Raw genomic sequence first — 15,358 nt, 5'->3', positions numbered from 1 at the left:
GCGTGTGCGGGGCGCGCGGCAGCATGCCGTATTCCGCCGTGACCCAGCCCTCGCCCTTGCCTTTCAGGAACGGCGGCACCTTTTCCAGGACGCTGGCGGTGCAAAGCACATGCGTGTTGCCGGCCTTCACCAGCACCGACCCTTCTGCGTAGCGCGTAAAGCCGCGTTCCAGGGCGAACGGCCGCAATTCGTCAACGGCGCGACCGGACGGACGGGCGATGGTGGACATAGTGGTCACAGGCAGACTCCAGACATGAACATTGATTCGCGGCATTGTACGGGCACGCGCCGCAGGAAATCCCCGCTTGGAGTATCCTGCCGCGATATATCACCAGGGAACGCCCATCATGATTCGCAGCATGACCGCCTTCGGCAACGCCCGAGCAGATCTGGAGCAAGGCACGCTTGCCATCGAACTGCGCAGCGTCAACAGCCGCTTCCTCGACCTGTATTTCCGCCTGCCCGACGAACTGCGGCACGTCGAGACGCCGCTGCGCGAATTGCTGACCGCCAACCTGGCGCGCGGCAAGGTCGAAATTCGCGTCTCGTTCACCCGCACCGCCAGCACCGACCTGTCCAAGCTGGACCCCGCCTGGCTTGAAAGCCTGGCCGAACAGCTTCAGGCCGCCCGCCGTATCGTCCCCGACATCGCGCCGCCCCGGTTGGTGGAATTGTTCAATTGGCCCGGCCAACGCGGCAATGACGCGCTTGACCCGCAAATCTGGGGCGCAGCCTGCCTGCAGGCGGGTCAGCAGGCACTGACGCAGTTGCAAGAGGGCCGCGCCCGCGAAGGCGAACGCCTGGCCGGCATGATGCGCGAATGCGCCGATGGCGTGGCGCGCGTCGTCGACATCGTGCAGGCGCATCTGCCCCAACTGCTGTCGGACCACCGCGACAAGCTGGCCGCCAAGCTGCGCGAAAGCGTGGAATCGGCCTTTCCGGGCGGTTTCACCCATATCTCGGGCGCGGAACTGTCGGAACGGCTTTCGCAAGAGGCCAACCTGTTCGCGTTGCGCATCGACGTGGCCGAAGAGCTGTCGCGCCTGCGTTCGCATCTGGAAGAGCTGCGCCATCTGCTGACCGACGGCGGCGGCAAGTCCGCCACGGGCAAGAAGAACGCGGGCAGCGCCGGCAAGCGCCTGGACTTCCTGTTCCAGGAAATGAACCGCGAAGCCAATACGTTGGGCTCCAAGGCGGGCAGCATGGAAGTGACGCGCGCCGCCATGGACTTGAAGCTGCTGATCGAGCAAATGCGCGAGCAAGCCCAGAACATCGAATAATCACGCCTTACGCGGAACCCGGTCCATGCAACGTGTCGTCATCATTGGCGGAGGCGCCATGGGCAGCTCCGTGGCTTATTTCCTGAGCCTTGTGCCCGGCGCGTTCGATGTGACCGTGATCGAACGCGACCCGACCTACGCGCAGGCTTCTTCCGCGCTGTCCGCCAGTTCGATCCGCCAGCAGTTCACCAGCCCGGTCAATATCGGCATGTCGCAGGCGGGCATCGCGTTTCTTCGCGCGCTGGGTTCCACCCTGTATGTCGACGACCCTGCGCCCGACGTGGGCCTGACCGAACCCGGCTACCTGTACCTGGCCAGCCCGGCGGGCAGTGCCGCGCTGCGCGACAACCATGCCACCCAGGTCGCGCACGGCGTGGACGTCGCCCTGCTCCAGCCCGCCGAATTGGACGCGCGTTTTCCATGGCTGCATACCGGTGATCTGGCGCTGGGCGCGCTGGGCCTGTCCGGCGAAGGCTGGTTCGACGGCTACGGGCTGATGCAGGCGCTGCGCAAGAAGGCCATTGCCCAGGGCGTGCGATACGTGCGCGCCGAGGCGGTGGGATTGCTGCGAGAGGGTTCCCGGCTCAACGGCGTCTGGCTCGACAAGGGCGCAGCGCTGGCCTGCGACGCCGTCGTCAATGCAGCCGGTCCCTGGGCCGCCCGTGTGGCCCGGTGGGCGGGCATCGATCTTCCGGTCCGGGCACGGCGCCGCACCGTATTCAGTTTCAGTTGCCCGCAAGCGCTGCCCCGGTGCCCCTTGCTGATCGACCCCTCGGGCATCTGGTTCCGCCCCGAAGGTGGCAGGTTCTTGTGCGGCTTCGCGCCCGACCCGTCGGACGATGCCGACGACATGCCGCTGGAAGCGCAGCATGAAGCGTTTGATTCCCATGTGTGGCCGTTACTGGCGCAGCGCGTGCCCGCGTTTGAAGCGGTGCGGGTCCAAAGCGCCTGGGCCGGTTACTACGAGATGAACCTGTTCGACCAGAACGCCATCATTGGCGCCCATCCCGACTGCCCCAACCTGTTCTTCGTCAACGGTTTCTCGGGCCACGGCTTGCAACAGGCGCCCGCCGCGGGACGCGGCATCGCGGAGCTGCTGGCCCATGGCGAATACCGCAGCCTGGACCTTTCGCCCCTGTCGTTTCAACGCATTCTGAACAACCGTCCGCTGCGGGAAAAGAACATCATCTAAGTGATGCCCCTTCCGCGGAGGGGTTCAGCGCGCCTCGCCCGCCGCGGGTTCGCCGCGCAGGGCCGAATCCAGGTATTCGCTGCGGGCGCGCGCGTCCGGGAAACGCATGTCCCGGTAGCTGATGAAGCGAGATCCGCGCGCCAGCCGATAGCCCAGCCAGATCAGCAGGAACAGCGGAATGCCGACATAGGTGGCCACCACGCCGCCCCAATCGATCCGGTCCTGCAGGAACGCCTGGTAGTTCTGGCCCAGGGTGATGATCAGGCACAGCACGAAGGCGAAGATCGGGCCGAACGGGAAGAACGGCGACACGTACGGCAGATCAGCCAGATTGTTGCCCTGCTTCACGTAGCCGCGGCGGAAACGGTAGTGGCTGATGGCGATGCCCAGCCACGCGATGAAGCCCGTCATGCCCGACGTGTTCAACAGCCAGATGTAAACCGCATTGGGGCTGAAGATGAACGTGAAGAAGCACAGCGCCGCCACCACGGTCGTCGCCAGCAGCGCCCAGAGCGGCACGCCGTTGCGCGAAATATGGCCAAAAATGCGCGGCGCCTTGCCTTCACGGGCCAGGCTGTACAGCATGCGCGTGGCCGCATACATGCCCGAATTGCCCGCCGACAGCACCGACGTCAGCACCACGGCGTTCATGACCGACGCCGCCCCCAGCAGGCCGGCGCGTTCGAAGATCAGCGCGAACGGGCTGACGCTGATGTCCTCGACCTCGTTGCGCAGCAGATGCGGGTCGGTATAGGGGATCAGCAGGCCGATCACCAGAATGGCCATGACGTAGAACAGCAGAATGCGCCAGAACACCTGGCGCACCGCACGCGGCAAATTGCGCGCCGGGTCTTTGGATTCGCCTGCGGCGATGCCGATCAACTCGGTTCCCTGGAACGAAAAACCCACCACCATCGCAACCCCGATCAGGGCCGCGAAACCGCCCGCGAACGGCGCGTCGCCGACGGTCCAATTGGCCAGGCCGCCCGTTTCGCCGCCGCGGATGATGCCCAGCAGCATCATCACGCCCATGGCCACGAAACCGAGCACGGCAACCACTTTGATCAGCGCGAACCAGAATTCAGCTTCCCCGAAGCCGCGCGCCGACATGGCGTTCAGGCCAAAGGTAATCGCCAGGAACAAGGCGCTCCAGTAGAAGCCGGGCACATCGGGAAACCAGTACGCCATGACAAGCTGCGCCGCCACCAGGTCCACCGCCACGGTGACCGCCCAGTTGTACCAGTAGTTCCAACCCAGCGCGAAGCCGAATCCGTCTTCGACATAGCGGGCGCCATACGTGGAGAACGAGCCCGAAACCGGCATCGCCGCGGCCAATTCGCCCAGGCTGGTCATCAGGAAATAGACCATCACCCCGATCAGCACATAGCCCAGCAGCGCGCCACCGGGGCCCGCCTTGGCAATGGTCGCCCCCGAGGCGACGAACAGGCCGGTTCCGATGGAACCGCCCACCGCGATCATGGTCAGGTGGCGCGCCGACAGCGTCCGGCGCAACTCGGACGGCTGGCCCGCTTTCGCTGCGCGCGTGCCGCTTGCGCGGCGTTCATCGTGTTCCGATGGTGCCAAAGTGCTTTTCCTTCACGTCGTGAAGGCATCCGCGCCACACGCTGCGGATGCCTTGGGATTACCGGGCAACGCGCGAGAATAGCGCAAACCGCCCCGCCGCGAAAAACGGCAGGGCATCGGGGACGGATCCCGCTACTGGAAAGCGGTTTCCATGAACGTGCGCAATTTACGCGAATGCAGCCGCTCGGGCGGCATGTCGCGCAACCGCTCCAACGCCCGGATACCGATCTCCAGGTGCTGGTTCACCTGACGGCGATAGAAAACGCTGGCCATCCCGGGCAGCTTCAGTTCGCCATGCAAGGGTTTGTCTGACACGCACAGCAGCGTGCCGTAAGGCACGCGGAAACGGAAGCCATTGGCGGCGATGGTGGCCGACTCCATATCCAGCGCGATCGCCCGCGACTGCGCAAAGCGTTCGACCAGTTCAACGTGGTCGCGCAGTTCCCAGTTGCGATTGTCGATGGTGGCGACCGTCCCGGTGCGCATGATGCGCTTCAAGTCCCACCCGGACAGCCCCGCCACTTCTTCCACCGCCTGTTCCAGCGCCACCTGCACCTCGGCCAGCGCCGGGACGGGCACCCAGGTGGGCAGGTCGGCATCCAGGACGTGGTCCTCGCGCACATAGCCGTGCGCCAGCACGTAGTCGCCCAGCCGCTGCGAATCTCGCAGACCGGCGCAATGGCCCAGCATCAGCCAGGCATGCGGGCGCAGCACGGCGATGTGGTCGGTGATGGTCTTGGCGTTGGACGGGCCCACGCCGATGTTCACCAGCGTGATGCCGGAATGGTCGCCGCGCACCAGGTGGTACGCGGGCATCTGCGGCAAGCGGGCGGCCTGCCCTTCGTCGCCCGGGCCGCTTTCACCGCGGCGGGTGATGCGGTTGCCGGGTTCGACCAGCATTTCGTAGTCTTCGTTGCCACTGGCCATCAGCGCCCGGGCGCGAGCGCAGAACTCGTCCACATAGAACTGGTAATTGGTGAACAGCACGAAATTCTGGAAATGCGCCGGCGCGGTCGACGTGTAGTGCTGCAGGCGGTGCAACGAATAGTCAACGCGCTGGGCGGTGAACGGCGCCAGAGGCTTGGGTTCGCCTTCCTTGCCACGCCACGAGCCGTTGACGATGGCATCGTCGGTCACGGCCAGGTCCGGCACATCGAACAGGTCGCGCAGGGGGCGCTTCAGGGCCTCCAGGTGTTCGCCTTCGACATAAGCGCCTTCCGGAAACGCGAAATGCAACGGAATGGGGGAATCGGATTCGCCAACCTCCACCGCCACACGGTGGTTCTGCAGCAGTTGGCCGACCTGCTCGATCAGGTAGTCGCGGAACAGTTCGGGTTGCGTGACGGTGGTCTGGTAGATGCCGGGCTCGGCCACATGACCATAGGACAGGCGCGTGTCGATCGGGTCGTAGGTTTCAACCACGATGCGGATCGCCGGGTAATAGGCGCGGGCACGCTCGCGGCCGTTGCCGCTGCCATTCAAGACTTCGCGGAACGCGGCACGCAGGAAGGCCGTGTTGCGCGCGTAGATTTCAGCCAGCCGGTCCACCGCCGCCTGCGCATCCAGGAAAGGTTCAAAGGGCATGGCGTCAGGCCGGTTCATCGACGACAAAGGGTGGACTGCATTCATCATTGAGCTTTACTCCGCTTTCTTATCTGCCGATTATGCCCGAGCGCGCCGTCGATGAAGCGTCATATTCCGGCGCGCCTGCGCGGCGCCGCCGTCGCCAATGATATAGAAACAATATATCATTCCGTTTTTGCCGGTTTTGTCCGTTTTTGCCCCTCCCTTCGCGCGCCCTCATGCCATCGCTGCCCGGCCTTCGACACGCCCCCTCGCCGCTGTTCGTGCGCTGGGCCGTGCTTGTCTGGCTGTCCGCCTGCCTGTTGCTGGCGCCCATGGGCAGCCTGCGGCATGCATTGACCCACCTGGGCGAGGCCGCGGGCGCCAGCCAGGACGACGCCCACGCGCATGAAAAGCTGGGGCACTGCGACCTTTGCCAATTGTGGGACGTGCTGGACGCCACGCTCCCATCATCTTTCGCATGGGTCGGCGGCCACGCTGCCCATGCGGCGCCTGTCGCCCTCCTGCCCGCTGGCACCGACGCCATCGGCGGCACCTGGTTCCAACCCCGCGCCCCGCCGCCCCAGGCCTGAAATCCGCCATCGCGCCGCCTTGCAGGCGGCCCTGATTTCATTTGCCGGCCTTGTCGCCGGCGCCCTGGATATCCACCATGAATTTCCCGACCGCCCGTGCCCCGGGCAGCGTGCCGCTGCGCGCTCGCGCCCTGCGCATTTTTGCCCTGCGCCCGCTTGCCTTGGCTTGCGCCTATGCCCTGCCACTAGCCGTGCCCCTTGCCTTACCCGGTGCCGCGCGCGCACAGCACGCCCCCGAAGCCACCACCTTGTCGCCCGTCGTCGTCACCGCCAACCCGCTGGGCAGCGACGCGCTGGCGTCGCCCTCGACCGTGCTCCAGGGCCAGGAACTGGACCTGCGGCGCGGCTCCAACCTGGGCGAAACGCTGAACGGACTGCCTGGCGTGTCCACCACCAGCTACGGCCCGATGGTGGGCCGGCCCATCATCCGGGGGCTGGACGGCGACCGCATCCGCCTGCTGAACAACGGCGTCGGCACCCTGGACGCCTCGTCGCTGTCGTTCGACCACGCCGTGCCGCAAGACCCGCTGTCGACCAACCGCGTCGAAATCCTGCGCGGACCCGCCGCGCTGCTGTATGGCGGCAACGCCATCGGGGGCGTGGTCAACACGCTGGACAATCGCATTCCCACGGAACCCGTCGATGGCATCCACGGAGAGGTGGGCGGAAGCTATGGTGGCGCCAACAACGACCGCAACGGCGCCATTCAACTGGAAGGCGGCGACGGTACGCTCGCGATTCATGCCGACGCCTTCGGCCGCAAGACCGGCACGCTGCGCATCCCCGGCTATGCGCGCACCGCCACGCAGCGCGCCGCGGACGGCGCGGGCGCCGACCAAGCGCGCGACCAGCTGCCCAACAGCGATGGCGAGGCCAGCGGCGGCGCGCTGGGCATGTCCTGGACGGGCGAACACGGCTATGCCGGCCTGTCCTACAGCGGGTACGACGCCAACTACGGCTCGGTCGCCGAAGCCGACGTCCGCATCAAGATGCACCAGGAACGCTTCGGTTTCGCAAGCGAACTACGCGACTTGAGCGGGGCGTTCCAGAGCATCAAGCTGAATTTCGCCTACACCGACTACCAGCACAAGGAAATCGAGGACGGCGAAACCGGCACGGTGTTCAAGAACCGCGGCTACGAGGCGCGTATCGAGGCGCGGCACGCGGACATCGGTCCGCTACATGGCGTCGTGGGCTTGCAATTGGGCCAAACGCGGTTTTCAGCACTGGGCGACGAAGCGCTGGTTCCCACCACCGACACGGATTCCGCCGCGATCTTCGCCCTGGAGGAATGGACGCTGAACGAGCGCCTGACGCTGTCTGCGGGCGCCCGCATGGACCACACGCGGCTGCGCCCCAACGCAGGCGGCAATGACCGGTTCGACGACTCGGCCCGCCGCAGCGTCACGGCCGGCAGTTTTTCGCTGGGCGGTATCTACAAGCTGACCCCTCTGTGGTCCCTGGCGGCCAACGGCGCCTACACCGAACGCGCGCCCACCTTCTACGAGCTCTATGCCAACGGCCCCCACGCGGCCACCGGCCAGTATCTGGTCGGCGACCAGAACCTGGGCAAAGAGCGGGCATGGTCAGGCGATCTGTCGCTGCGCTACAAGAACGGCAATGACCATGGCAGCGTCGGCGTGTTCTACAGCAGCTTCGCCAACTACCTGGCGGAAACGAATACCGGGCGCTACCGCAATGACGACGGCGGCATCGTGACGGCCGGGGACGACGGCGCCCTGCCCGAGGCCCGCTACCAGGGCGTCGCGGCGCGCCTGTACGGCCTTGAAGCCGAGAACGTGACCCGCATCCTGCAGCGGGACGGCCACGCGCTGGACTTGGAGCTGTCGGGCGACTACACCGTCTCACGCAACCGCGATACTGGACGGTCCCTGCCCCGCATTCCGCCGCTGCGCCTGCGGGTAGCGCTGGATTACGGCTACGGTCCGTACAGCGCAGGCGTCAGTGTCTCGAAAGCGTTCGCGCAGCACGATCATCCGGCCAATGACACGGCGACGGCGGGCTACTACAGCCTGGATGCCAATGCCGGCTACCGCTTCAGGGCCACCGGCGTGCAGTGGCAAGCCTATGTGCGCGGCATCAACCTGACCAACCAAGACATCCGCTACGCGACCTCGGTGCTGCGAGACGTCGCGCCTGAAGGCGGACGCGCGGTGATGGTGGGCTTGCGGGGCAGCTTCTAAGGGGCCCCATTCGCGGCCGCCGTTACGTTCGCCCTTGGGGGCGGCGTAACGCCGGCTGCGGAATAATGCTGCATTGCACTACAAATGTAATGAAACTTTATTCTATTATAATTTGCGAGTATCCAAAGCGCCTGCGCGCCGGATGCCCCCTTTCCGCCGGCTTGCCCCCTCTGGGCAAAGCCATGCCGCCCACTCCGATTTTTGAAGTGACGTAATGACTCCGCCCACGCGAAAAGTCCGAATTGCCAATTTCAGCATTCCTGTTTTCCTGTCAGCCCCGCTTCTGGCCCTGACCCTTTCCTGGATTCCCGGCGCCGCCCAGGCATCCATCCCCTCCGAGCAAGCCCGCCCGACATTAAGCGGCCTGCGCCTGGCGCAAGAGCCCACCGTTCCCACCCTGCGTGAACGCGTCGTGCAAGCCGGCCTGGACGCCATCGGCACGCCCTACAGCTGGGGCGGCGACGATGCCGAAGGCTTCGATTGCAGCGGGCTGGTGCTGTATGTGTTCCGCGAAATCGCCGGGCTCGAACTTCCCCGCACGGCGCGCGCGCAGCGCACATCGGGTGAATCCGTATCGAACAAGAAAGAACTGCGTCCCGGCGACCTGGTGTTCTTCGCCACCCGCGGACGCGGCGTGACCTCGCACGTCGGCATCTACATCGGCCAGAACAAGTTCGTCCACGCGCCGCGCCGTGGCACCAAAGTGCGTGTCGACGAGATGAAGAACCCCTACTGGACCAAACGCTACGTTGGCGCGCGGCGCTACCTGGATACGACGCAAAGCCAGATGCTGGCCCAGGCTTCCCGCTAAATCCGGTTTTCGGCAAGTCCAGGCGGAAAAAAGGCGCCTGCCGGGGCGCCTTTCTGGGGAAACTTGCAGAGCCTGCGGTGGGAACTTCCCGCCGCAGGCGTTTTGTGCGTTCAGCCGCGGCCGACGAACGGCATGTTCGTTGCCATGATGGTCATGAACTGCACGTTGGCTTCCAGCGGCAGGCGCGCCATGGCGGCAACCGCCTGCGCCACGTGCGCCACATCCATGCGCGGTTCGACCTTGGTGCTGCCGTCGGCCTGCAAGATGCCGGCCGCCATGCGTTCGGTCATCTCGGTGGCCGCGTTGCCGATGTCGATCTGGCCGCAAGCAATGCTGTAGGGCCGGCAATCCAGCGAAATCGACTTCGTCAGCCCGGTCACCGCATGCTTGGTCGCGGTGTACGCGATCGAGAACGGGCGCGGGGCGTGCGATGAAATCGACCCGTTATTGATGATGCGGCCGCCTTGCGGCGTTTGCGCCTTCATGATGCGGATGGCGGCCTGCGCGCACAAAAACATGCCGGTCAGGTTGGTGTCGACGACATCGCGCCACACCGCCACCGGCAGTTCTTCGATAGGCATCGCCGGCGCCCCACGACCCGCATTGTTGAACAACACGTCCAGGCGGCCGTACTCGCGCTGCGCCGTGTCGAACAGATCGCGCACGGCGTTTTCGTCGGTCACGTCGGTTGGCACCACCAGTGCCCTCACGCCGTCTTCGCCCGCCGCGGTGCGGGTGGCTTCCAGGGGCTCGCGGCGGCGGCCGGCCAACACCACGCGATAACCCTGGGCCAGGAATTCCAGCGCCACGGCGCGTCCAATTCCCGTGCCTGCGCCGGTCACCAGGGCCACGCGGGGCGGTTCGATCTCGTTCGTGTGCATCGGATTCTCCTTGTTATCAATCGGCGTGATGCTACCCGAATCAATCCCCCGATGCTGCAAGCAAAGTTAGCAGCCGCGACACACTTTTCCCTCCGGTCACGCAAGCAAAAGAAACCCGAATGCCGAGGCTCAAGCCGACGATTTCGCGTTGATCTGTCACAAGTGTTTATATAATTTATGGAAATTTGCTTATTACCCAAAGTCCAATAACATTCCTCGGAGCAGGCAACCATGACCTCACGGTCTCTTCCCCGCGCCCTAGCGCTCGGCGTATTGATCGCCACCCTCGGCACTGCGCAAGCCGCGCCTGACGGCAAACAGATCAGCACCCAGGGCGCCAATGGCGCACCCGCCTGTATCACCTGTCATGGCGCCCGCGGCGAAGGCAACCCCGCCGCGGGCTTTCCGCAATTGGCAGGCATTGGCGCCAAGTATCTGGCGGAGCAGCTGGAAGCCATGGCCAACGGATCCCGGGTCAGCCCCGTCATGGCCGCAACGGCCAAGGCGCTGGACCCCGCGCAGCAGCAAGCGGTGGCCAGCTACTACGCCAGCCTGCCCTCCCCGCTGAATGTGGATCGCCTGGCTGCCACGGCCATGCATCCGGTCAATCCGGCCGACACCGGCGCGTGGCTTGCCACACGCGGCGCGTGGGACAAGAACGTGCCCGCCTGTAATCAATGCCACGGCCCCGGCGGCATCGGCGTGGGCGACAACTTTCCCGCGCTGGCTGGCCAGCCCGCCGCCTACATCGCTGGCCAATTGCGCGCCTGGCGGCAAGGCCAGCGCCCGCCCGGCCCGCTGGGCCTCATGCCCGCCGTCGCTACCCGCCTGACGGACGCCGACATCGACGCCGTCTCCGCCTACTATGCCGGCCTGCCCAAAGCCGCCGACCTGCTTGCCTCGCAAGCCAACGCCGCCGAGGGAGCCAAGCAATGATCCATCTTCCGTTTAGCCGCCTGGGACTCACCGCCGCCTGTCTGGCGTTTTCGGCCGTCGCGCTTGCCGCCGATCCCCGTCCCGCCTTCACGCCGCCATCGGCGGCATCGCTGCCCGACACCGAGTTCGGCAAGATCGTGCGCCAGGGCGAACAGATCTTCCTGCACACGCCGAAGATGGCCGGCAAGTTCGTCGGCAACGATCTGAATTGCGCCAGTTGCCACCTGGACGCGGGCCGCCGTGCCGATTCGGCGCCCATGTGGGCGGCCTATGTGCTGTATCCCGCCTACCGGGCCAAGAACGAACACGTCAATACCTTGGCCGAGCGCCTGCAGGGCTGTTTCCGGTTCAGCATGAACGGCAAGGCGCCTGCCGCCGACGACCCCACGCTGACGGCGCTGCAAAGCTATATGTTCTGGCTGGCCAGCAAAGCGCCCACCGGTGTCGTGCTCGAGGGCCAGGGCTACCGCAAGCTGCCGGCGCCGGCGCAGAAGGCCGACTATGTGCGCGGCAGCGAGGTCTACGGCCAGTACTGCGCGGTGTGCCACGGCGCAGACGGGCAAGGCCAGAAGAACGGAAAACACTGGGTATTTCCGGCCCTGTGGGGCGCCGACTCGTTCAATTGGGGCGCGGGCATGCACCAGATCGGCAACGCCGCCGGATTCATCAAGGCCAATATGCCGCTGGGCCAGGCCGGCATGCTGAGCGACCAGGAAGCCTGGGACGTGGCGTATTTCATGAACGCGCATGAACGCCCGCAAGATCCGCGCTATGCGGGGTCCGTTGCGGCGACCCGGGCCAAGTACCACGATTCGGACGATTCCCTGTATGGCATCGAGGTCAACGGGCATTTGCTGGGCAGCGATTCCCCGCCGCCCGGCGGCAAGCTGATCCAGGCCGCGGCCAAGCCCGCCGGCTGATCGCCCGATGCGGCGGCAATCCGCCGCATCGGCGCGACGGAATCGCCCAGGCGCGGTAGCGGGTTTCCCCCTGCCGCGCCGCGCGATTTGCTAGACTTCCGGTCTTAGCCTCACACGCCAGCCATATTCATGCACGCCAACTCCGGAAACGTCTTCATGGTCGTCGCGCCCAGCGGCGCGGGCAAGTCCAGCCTGGTCAAGGCCTTGCTCCAGCAAGACCCTTCCATCGAACTCTCCATTTCCTGCACCACCCGCGCGCCCCGTCCGGGTGAAGAGGACGGTCGTGAATACCGCTTCGTGACGCCCGATGATTTCAAGCGCATGCGCGAAGAGCAGAACCTGCTGGAATGGGCGGAAGTCCACGGCAATTTCTACGGCACGCCGCGCGACCGCATCGACGCGGCCACGCGCGAAGGCCGGGACGTCCTGCTGGAAATCGATTGGCAAGGCGCCCGCCAGGTCAAGCAGCGTTTCCCGGGCGCAATCGGCATTTTCGTGCTGCCGCCGTCGATCGAAGAACTTGAAAGCCGGCTCAAGGCGCGAGGCCAGGATGCGCCGCAGGTGATTGCGCGCCGCCTCATGGCCGCGGGCGGCGAAATCGCCCACGCGCCTGAATGCGAATATGTTATTATTAATCAAGAATTTAGCGTAGCCTTGTCGGAACTGATACAAATCGTCAGTGCCGCGCGGCTGCGCTTTTCGTCTCAGGCCGCCCGCCACGCCCAGTTGTTCTCGCAACTTGGCATCCCGGCCGAACACTGAGCCGAACGCATTCTCCCTATCATCCATCAGCACCAGGTGTCCTAATGGCTCGCATTACCGTCGAAGACTGTCTGAATCAAATCCCCAATCGCTTCAAGCTCACGCTGGCTGCAACGTACCGCGCTCGCGAATTGGCGCAAGGCCATGCCCCGCGCCTGGACAGCAAAGACAAGCCCACGGTCACTGCACTGCGCGAAATCGCGGGCGGCCTAACCGGCGTGGAAATGCTGCGTAAAGTTCCCACCTGATACTCTCCGGGGGGCGGCAAGCATGGCTTTTCCCGGGCTGAAGTACGCTTCATCTGGTCTGCTTGCCGCACTACGTGCCGGCTCCCGTCTTGGGCGCCGCACGGGCAAGAAAGACAAAAAACTCGCTACGCCACCGTCCGTCGCCGCGCAAGAAGCGGCGGACGCCACCGCCTCGCCGGTGGCTTCGCTGGCACCGCTGACCGAAATCATCGGCAGCTACCTCGACAAGAAAGATGTAGAGCGCGTGCGCGAAGCCTATCGCTTCGCGGACCAGGCGCATCTGGGCCAGTTCCGCGCCAGCGGCTCGCCCTACATCTCGCATCCCATTGCCGTCACGGAAATCTGCGCAGGCTGGAAGCTCGACGTCAACGCGTTGTCGGCCGCCCTGCTGCACGATGTGATGGAAGATCAGGGCATCGCCAAGCACGAGCTTGCCGAGAAATTCGGCCCTGAAGTCGCCGAACTGGTCGACGGCCTGTCCAAGCTTGACCGCCTGGACTTCGCCACCAAGGCCGAACAGCAAGCCGAGAGCTTCCGCAAGATGCTGCTGGCGATGGCGCGCGATGTGCGCGTCATCCTCATCAAGCTGGCCGACCGCCTGCACAACATGCGCACGCTGGACGCGGTCAATCCCGAAAAGCGCCGGCGCATCGCCCGCGAAACGCTGGACATCTATGCGCCCATCGCGCATCGCCTGGGCTTGAACCTGCTGTTCCGCGAACTGCAGGACTTGTGTTTCGCGGCCATGTACCCGAACCGCTACCAGGTCCTGTACAAGGCCGTGCTGGCGGCGCGCGGCAACCGCCGCGAAGTCATCACGAAGATCGCCGATTCCGTCCGGGCCTCGCTGCCCGCCGCCGGTATCGAAGCGGAAGTAACCGGCCGCGAGAAAACGCTTTATGGCATCTATCGCAAGATGGTCGACCAGAAAAAGTCGTTTTCCGACGTGCTGGACATCTACGGCTTTCGCGTCATCGTCCATACGCTGCCCGAGTGCTATCTGTCGCTGGGCACGCTGCATCAGCTGTATCGCCCGGTGCCCGGCAAGTTCAAGGACTACATCGCCATTCCCAAGGTGAACGGCTACCAGTCCCTGCACACGACGCTGGTGGGTCCGTACGGCACGCCGGTGGAATTCCAGTTCCGCACGCGCGACATGCATCATGTGGCCGAGGAAGGCGTGGCGTCGCACTGGCTCTACAAGGGCGCCGACCTGACCCTGAACGACCTGCAAAAGCGCACGCACCAGTGGCTGCAGTCGCTACTGGACATCCAGAGCCAGACCGGCGATTCCGGCGAGTTCCTGGAACACGTCAAGGTCGACCTGTTCCCCGACGCCGTGTATGTCTTCACCCCGCGCGGCAAGATCATTTCCCTGCCCCGCGGCGCCACGCCCGTCGACTTCGCCTACGCGATCCACACCGATATCGGCAACCAGGCGGTGGCCGCCAAGGTCAACGGCGAGTTCGTGCCGTTGCGCACTGAACTCAATAGCGGCGACACGGTGGAAATCGTGACGTCGCCGGCATCGCGCCCCAATGCGCAATGGCTCAACTACGTGCGCACGGGCCGCGCGCGCTCCGAAATTCGCCACTACCTTCGCACCGTGAAGTACGAAGAATCGGTGGCTTTCGGCGAGCGCCTGCTCAGCCAGGCGCTGCAAGAGCTGCACATGCCGATGCCCGCCACCGACGACCCGGCCTGGCAGAAACTGGCGCGCAGCACCGGCGCCAGTTCGCGCGAAGAGATCCTGGCCGACATCGGCCTGGGCAAGCGCCTGGCCGCCGTGGTCGCGCGCCGATTCGCGCCCGAGCACCAATTGGTCGCCACCACCGCCGCCGCGGTGGACGAACTGACGTCGGCCCGCAGCGCCCCCATCCTGATCCAGGGCAACGAAGGCCAGGCCGTGCAGTTGGCACCGTGCTGCGGCCCGCTGCCCGGCGACCCGATCGTGGCTGGCATGCGCATGGGCCATGGGCTGGTGGTGCATACCGCCGACTGCCCCGTGGCCACGCGCCAGCGCTTGCGCGAACCCGAACGCTGGATCAATGTGGGCTGGGACGCACACACCGCCAAGCACCTGGCCACGCGCCTGGACATCGTCACCCGCAATGAGCGCGGCGTGCTGGGACGCCTGGCGGCGGAAGTCACGGCTGCCGACGCGAACATCATGCACGTCACGATGCACGACGACGCGGTGTCCACGGTGTCCTTGCACCTGACCATCCAGGTCGACAGCCGCAAGCATCTGGCGCAAGTCATCCGCGCCATTCGGCACGTGCCGCAAGTGCAGAAGATCGTCCGCGTCAAAGGCTGATCTTTTTCTGACCGGCACCAAGAAAACGCCCCGCGAGGACAACTCGCAGGGCGTTTTTCATTACGTG

13 protein-coding genes and 1 pseudogene are annotated in these 15,358 nt (G+C 65.3%); 10 read left to right on the top strand and 4 right to left on the bottom strand.

All coding sequences use genetic code 11. The features are described from left to right. Positions 1-229, bottom strand: a pseudogene (gene rph, locus ACE039_RS06715) (ribonuclease PH); the annotation flags it as partial. Positions 230-347: 118 nt separating this feature from the next. Between rph and ACE039_RS06710 the strand changes: the two are divergent. Both ACE039_RS06710 and ACE039_RS06705 read left to right on the top strand, forming a co-directional pair. Further along, positions 348-1,280 carry a YicC/YloC family endoribonuclease gene (locus tag ACE039_RS06710; RefSeq protein ID WP_105558293.1) on the top strand — a complete coding sequence of 311 codons (933 nt, stop codon included), beginning with the start codon at positions 348-350 and terminating at the stop codon, positions 1,278-1,280. Positions 1,281-1,305: 25 nt separating this feature from the next. After that, complete coding sequence (locus ACE039_RS06705; RefSeq protein ID WP_485821969.1) at positions 1,306-2,472, top strand: NAD(P)/FAD-dependent oxidoreductase; 1,167 nt, start codon at positions 1,306-1,308, stop codon at positions 2,470-2,472. Positions 2,473-2,496: 24 nt separating this feature from the next. On the opposite strand, the gene ACE039_RS06700 is transcribed toward ACE039_RS06705, so the two are convergent. Next, entirely contained in the window at positions 2,497-4,056 is a 1,560-nt protein-coding gene (locus ACE039_RS06700) for an amino acid permease (protein ID WP_485811787.1), read from the bottom strand. Between the two features lie 132 nt (positions 4,057-4,188). Continuing rightward, positions 4,189-5,688: an AMP nucleosidase gene (locus tag ACE039_RS06695; RefSeq protein ID WP_485811786.1), complete on the bottom strand. Its 1,500-nt coding sequence runs from the start codon at positions 5,686-5,688 to the stop codon at positions 4,189-4,191. Between the two features lie 170 nt (positions 5,689-5,858). Between ACE039_RS06695 and ACE039_RS06690 the strand changes: the two genes are divergently transcribed. The 3 genes from ACE039_RS06690 to ACE039_RS06680 all read left to right on the top strand — a co-directional run bounded on the left by ACE039_RS06690 (position 5,859) and on the right by ACE039_RS06680 (position 9,227). After that, entirely contained in the window at positions 5,859-6,212 is a 354-nt protein-coding gene (locus ACE039_RS06690; protein ID WP_485821968.1) for a hypothetical protein, read from the top strand. Between the two features lie 77 nt (positions 6,213-6,289). Continuing rightward, positions 6,290-8,416, top strand: a complete 2,127-nt coding sequence (locus tag ACE039_RS06685) for a TonB-dependent receptor (protein WP_485821967.1) — start codon at positions 6,290-6,292, stop codon at positions 8,414-8,416. A gap of 214 nt (positions 8,417-8,630) precedes the next feature. Further along, positions 8,631-9,227 carry a C40 family peptidase gene (locus ACE039_RS06680; protein ID WP_485811783.1) on the top strand — a complete coding sequence of 199 codons (597 nt, stop codon included), beginning with the start codon at positions 8,631-8,633 and terminating at the stop codon, positions 9,225-9,227. A gap of 110 nt (positions 9,228-9,337) precedes the next feature. Here the strand turns inward: ACE039_RS06680 and ACE039_RS06675 are convergent, their stop codons facing one another. Then, positions 9,338-10,108, bottom strand: coding sequence for an SDR family oxidoreductase (locus ACE039_RS06675; RefSeq protein ID WP_485811782.1), 771 nt, complete (start codon positions 10,106-10,108; stop codon positions 9,338-9,340). A 231-nt stretch (positions 10,109-10,339) separates the two neighbouring features. Between ACE039_RS06675 and ACE039_RS06670 the strand changes: the two genes are divergently transcribed. The 5 genes from ACE039_RS06670 (at position 10,340) to ACE039_RS06650 (ending at position 15,291) form a co-directional block, all read left to right on the top strand. Beyond that, positions 10,340-11,044 carry a c-type cytochrome gene (locus tag ACE039_RS06670; protein WP_485821966.1) on the top strand — a complete coding sequence of 235 codons (705 nt, stop codon included), beginning with the start codon at positions 10,340-10,342 and terminating at the stop codon, positions 11,042-11,044. Next, positions 11,041-11,964: a c-type cytochrome gene (locus ACE039_RS06665; RefSeq protein ID WP_105558254.1), complete on the top strand. Its 924-nt coding sequence runs from the start codon at positions 11,041-11,043 to the stop codon at positions 11,962-11,964. The genes ACE039_RS06670 and ACE039_RS06665 overlap by 4 nt, the downstream gene beginning before the upstream one ends. Before the next feature lie 129 nt (positions 11,965-12,093). After that, the gene (gene gmk / locus ACE039_RS06660; RefSeq protein WP_105558255.1) at positions 12,094-12,726 is read left to right on the top strand and encodes a guanylate kinase; all 633 of its coding nucleotides are present in this window, start codon (positions 12,094-12,096) and stop codon (positions 12,724-12,726) included. 44 nt (positions 12,727-12,770) lie between these two features. Further along, on the top strand, positions 12,771-12,974 hold the full coding sequence (rpoZ, locus tag ACE039_RS06655) for a DNA-directed RNA polymerase subunit omega (protein ID WP_006219679.1): 204 nt from the start codon (positions 12,771-12,773) through the stop codon (positions 12,972-12,974). A 22-nt stretch (positions 12,975-12,996) separates the two neighbouring features. After that, on the top strand, positions 12,997-15,291 hold the full coding sequence (locus tag ACE039_RS06650) for a RelA/SpoT family protein (RefSeq protein ID WP_105558256.1): 2,295 nt from the start codon (positions 12,997-12,999) through the stop codon (positions 15,289-15,291). Positions 15,292-15,358: the final 67 nt, after the last annotated feature.

This window comes from Achromobacter maghribensis (assembly GCF_057334215.1).
Note: the sequence above shows the minus strand (reverse complement) of the source record. Positions and strands in the feature narration are given on the sequence as shown.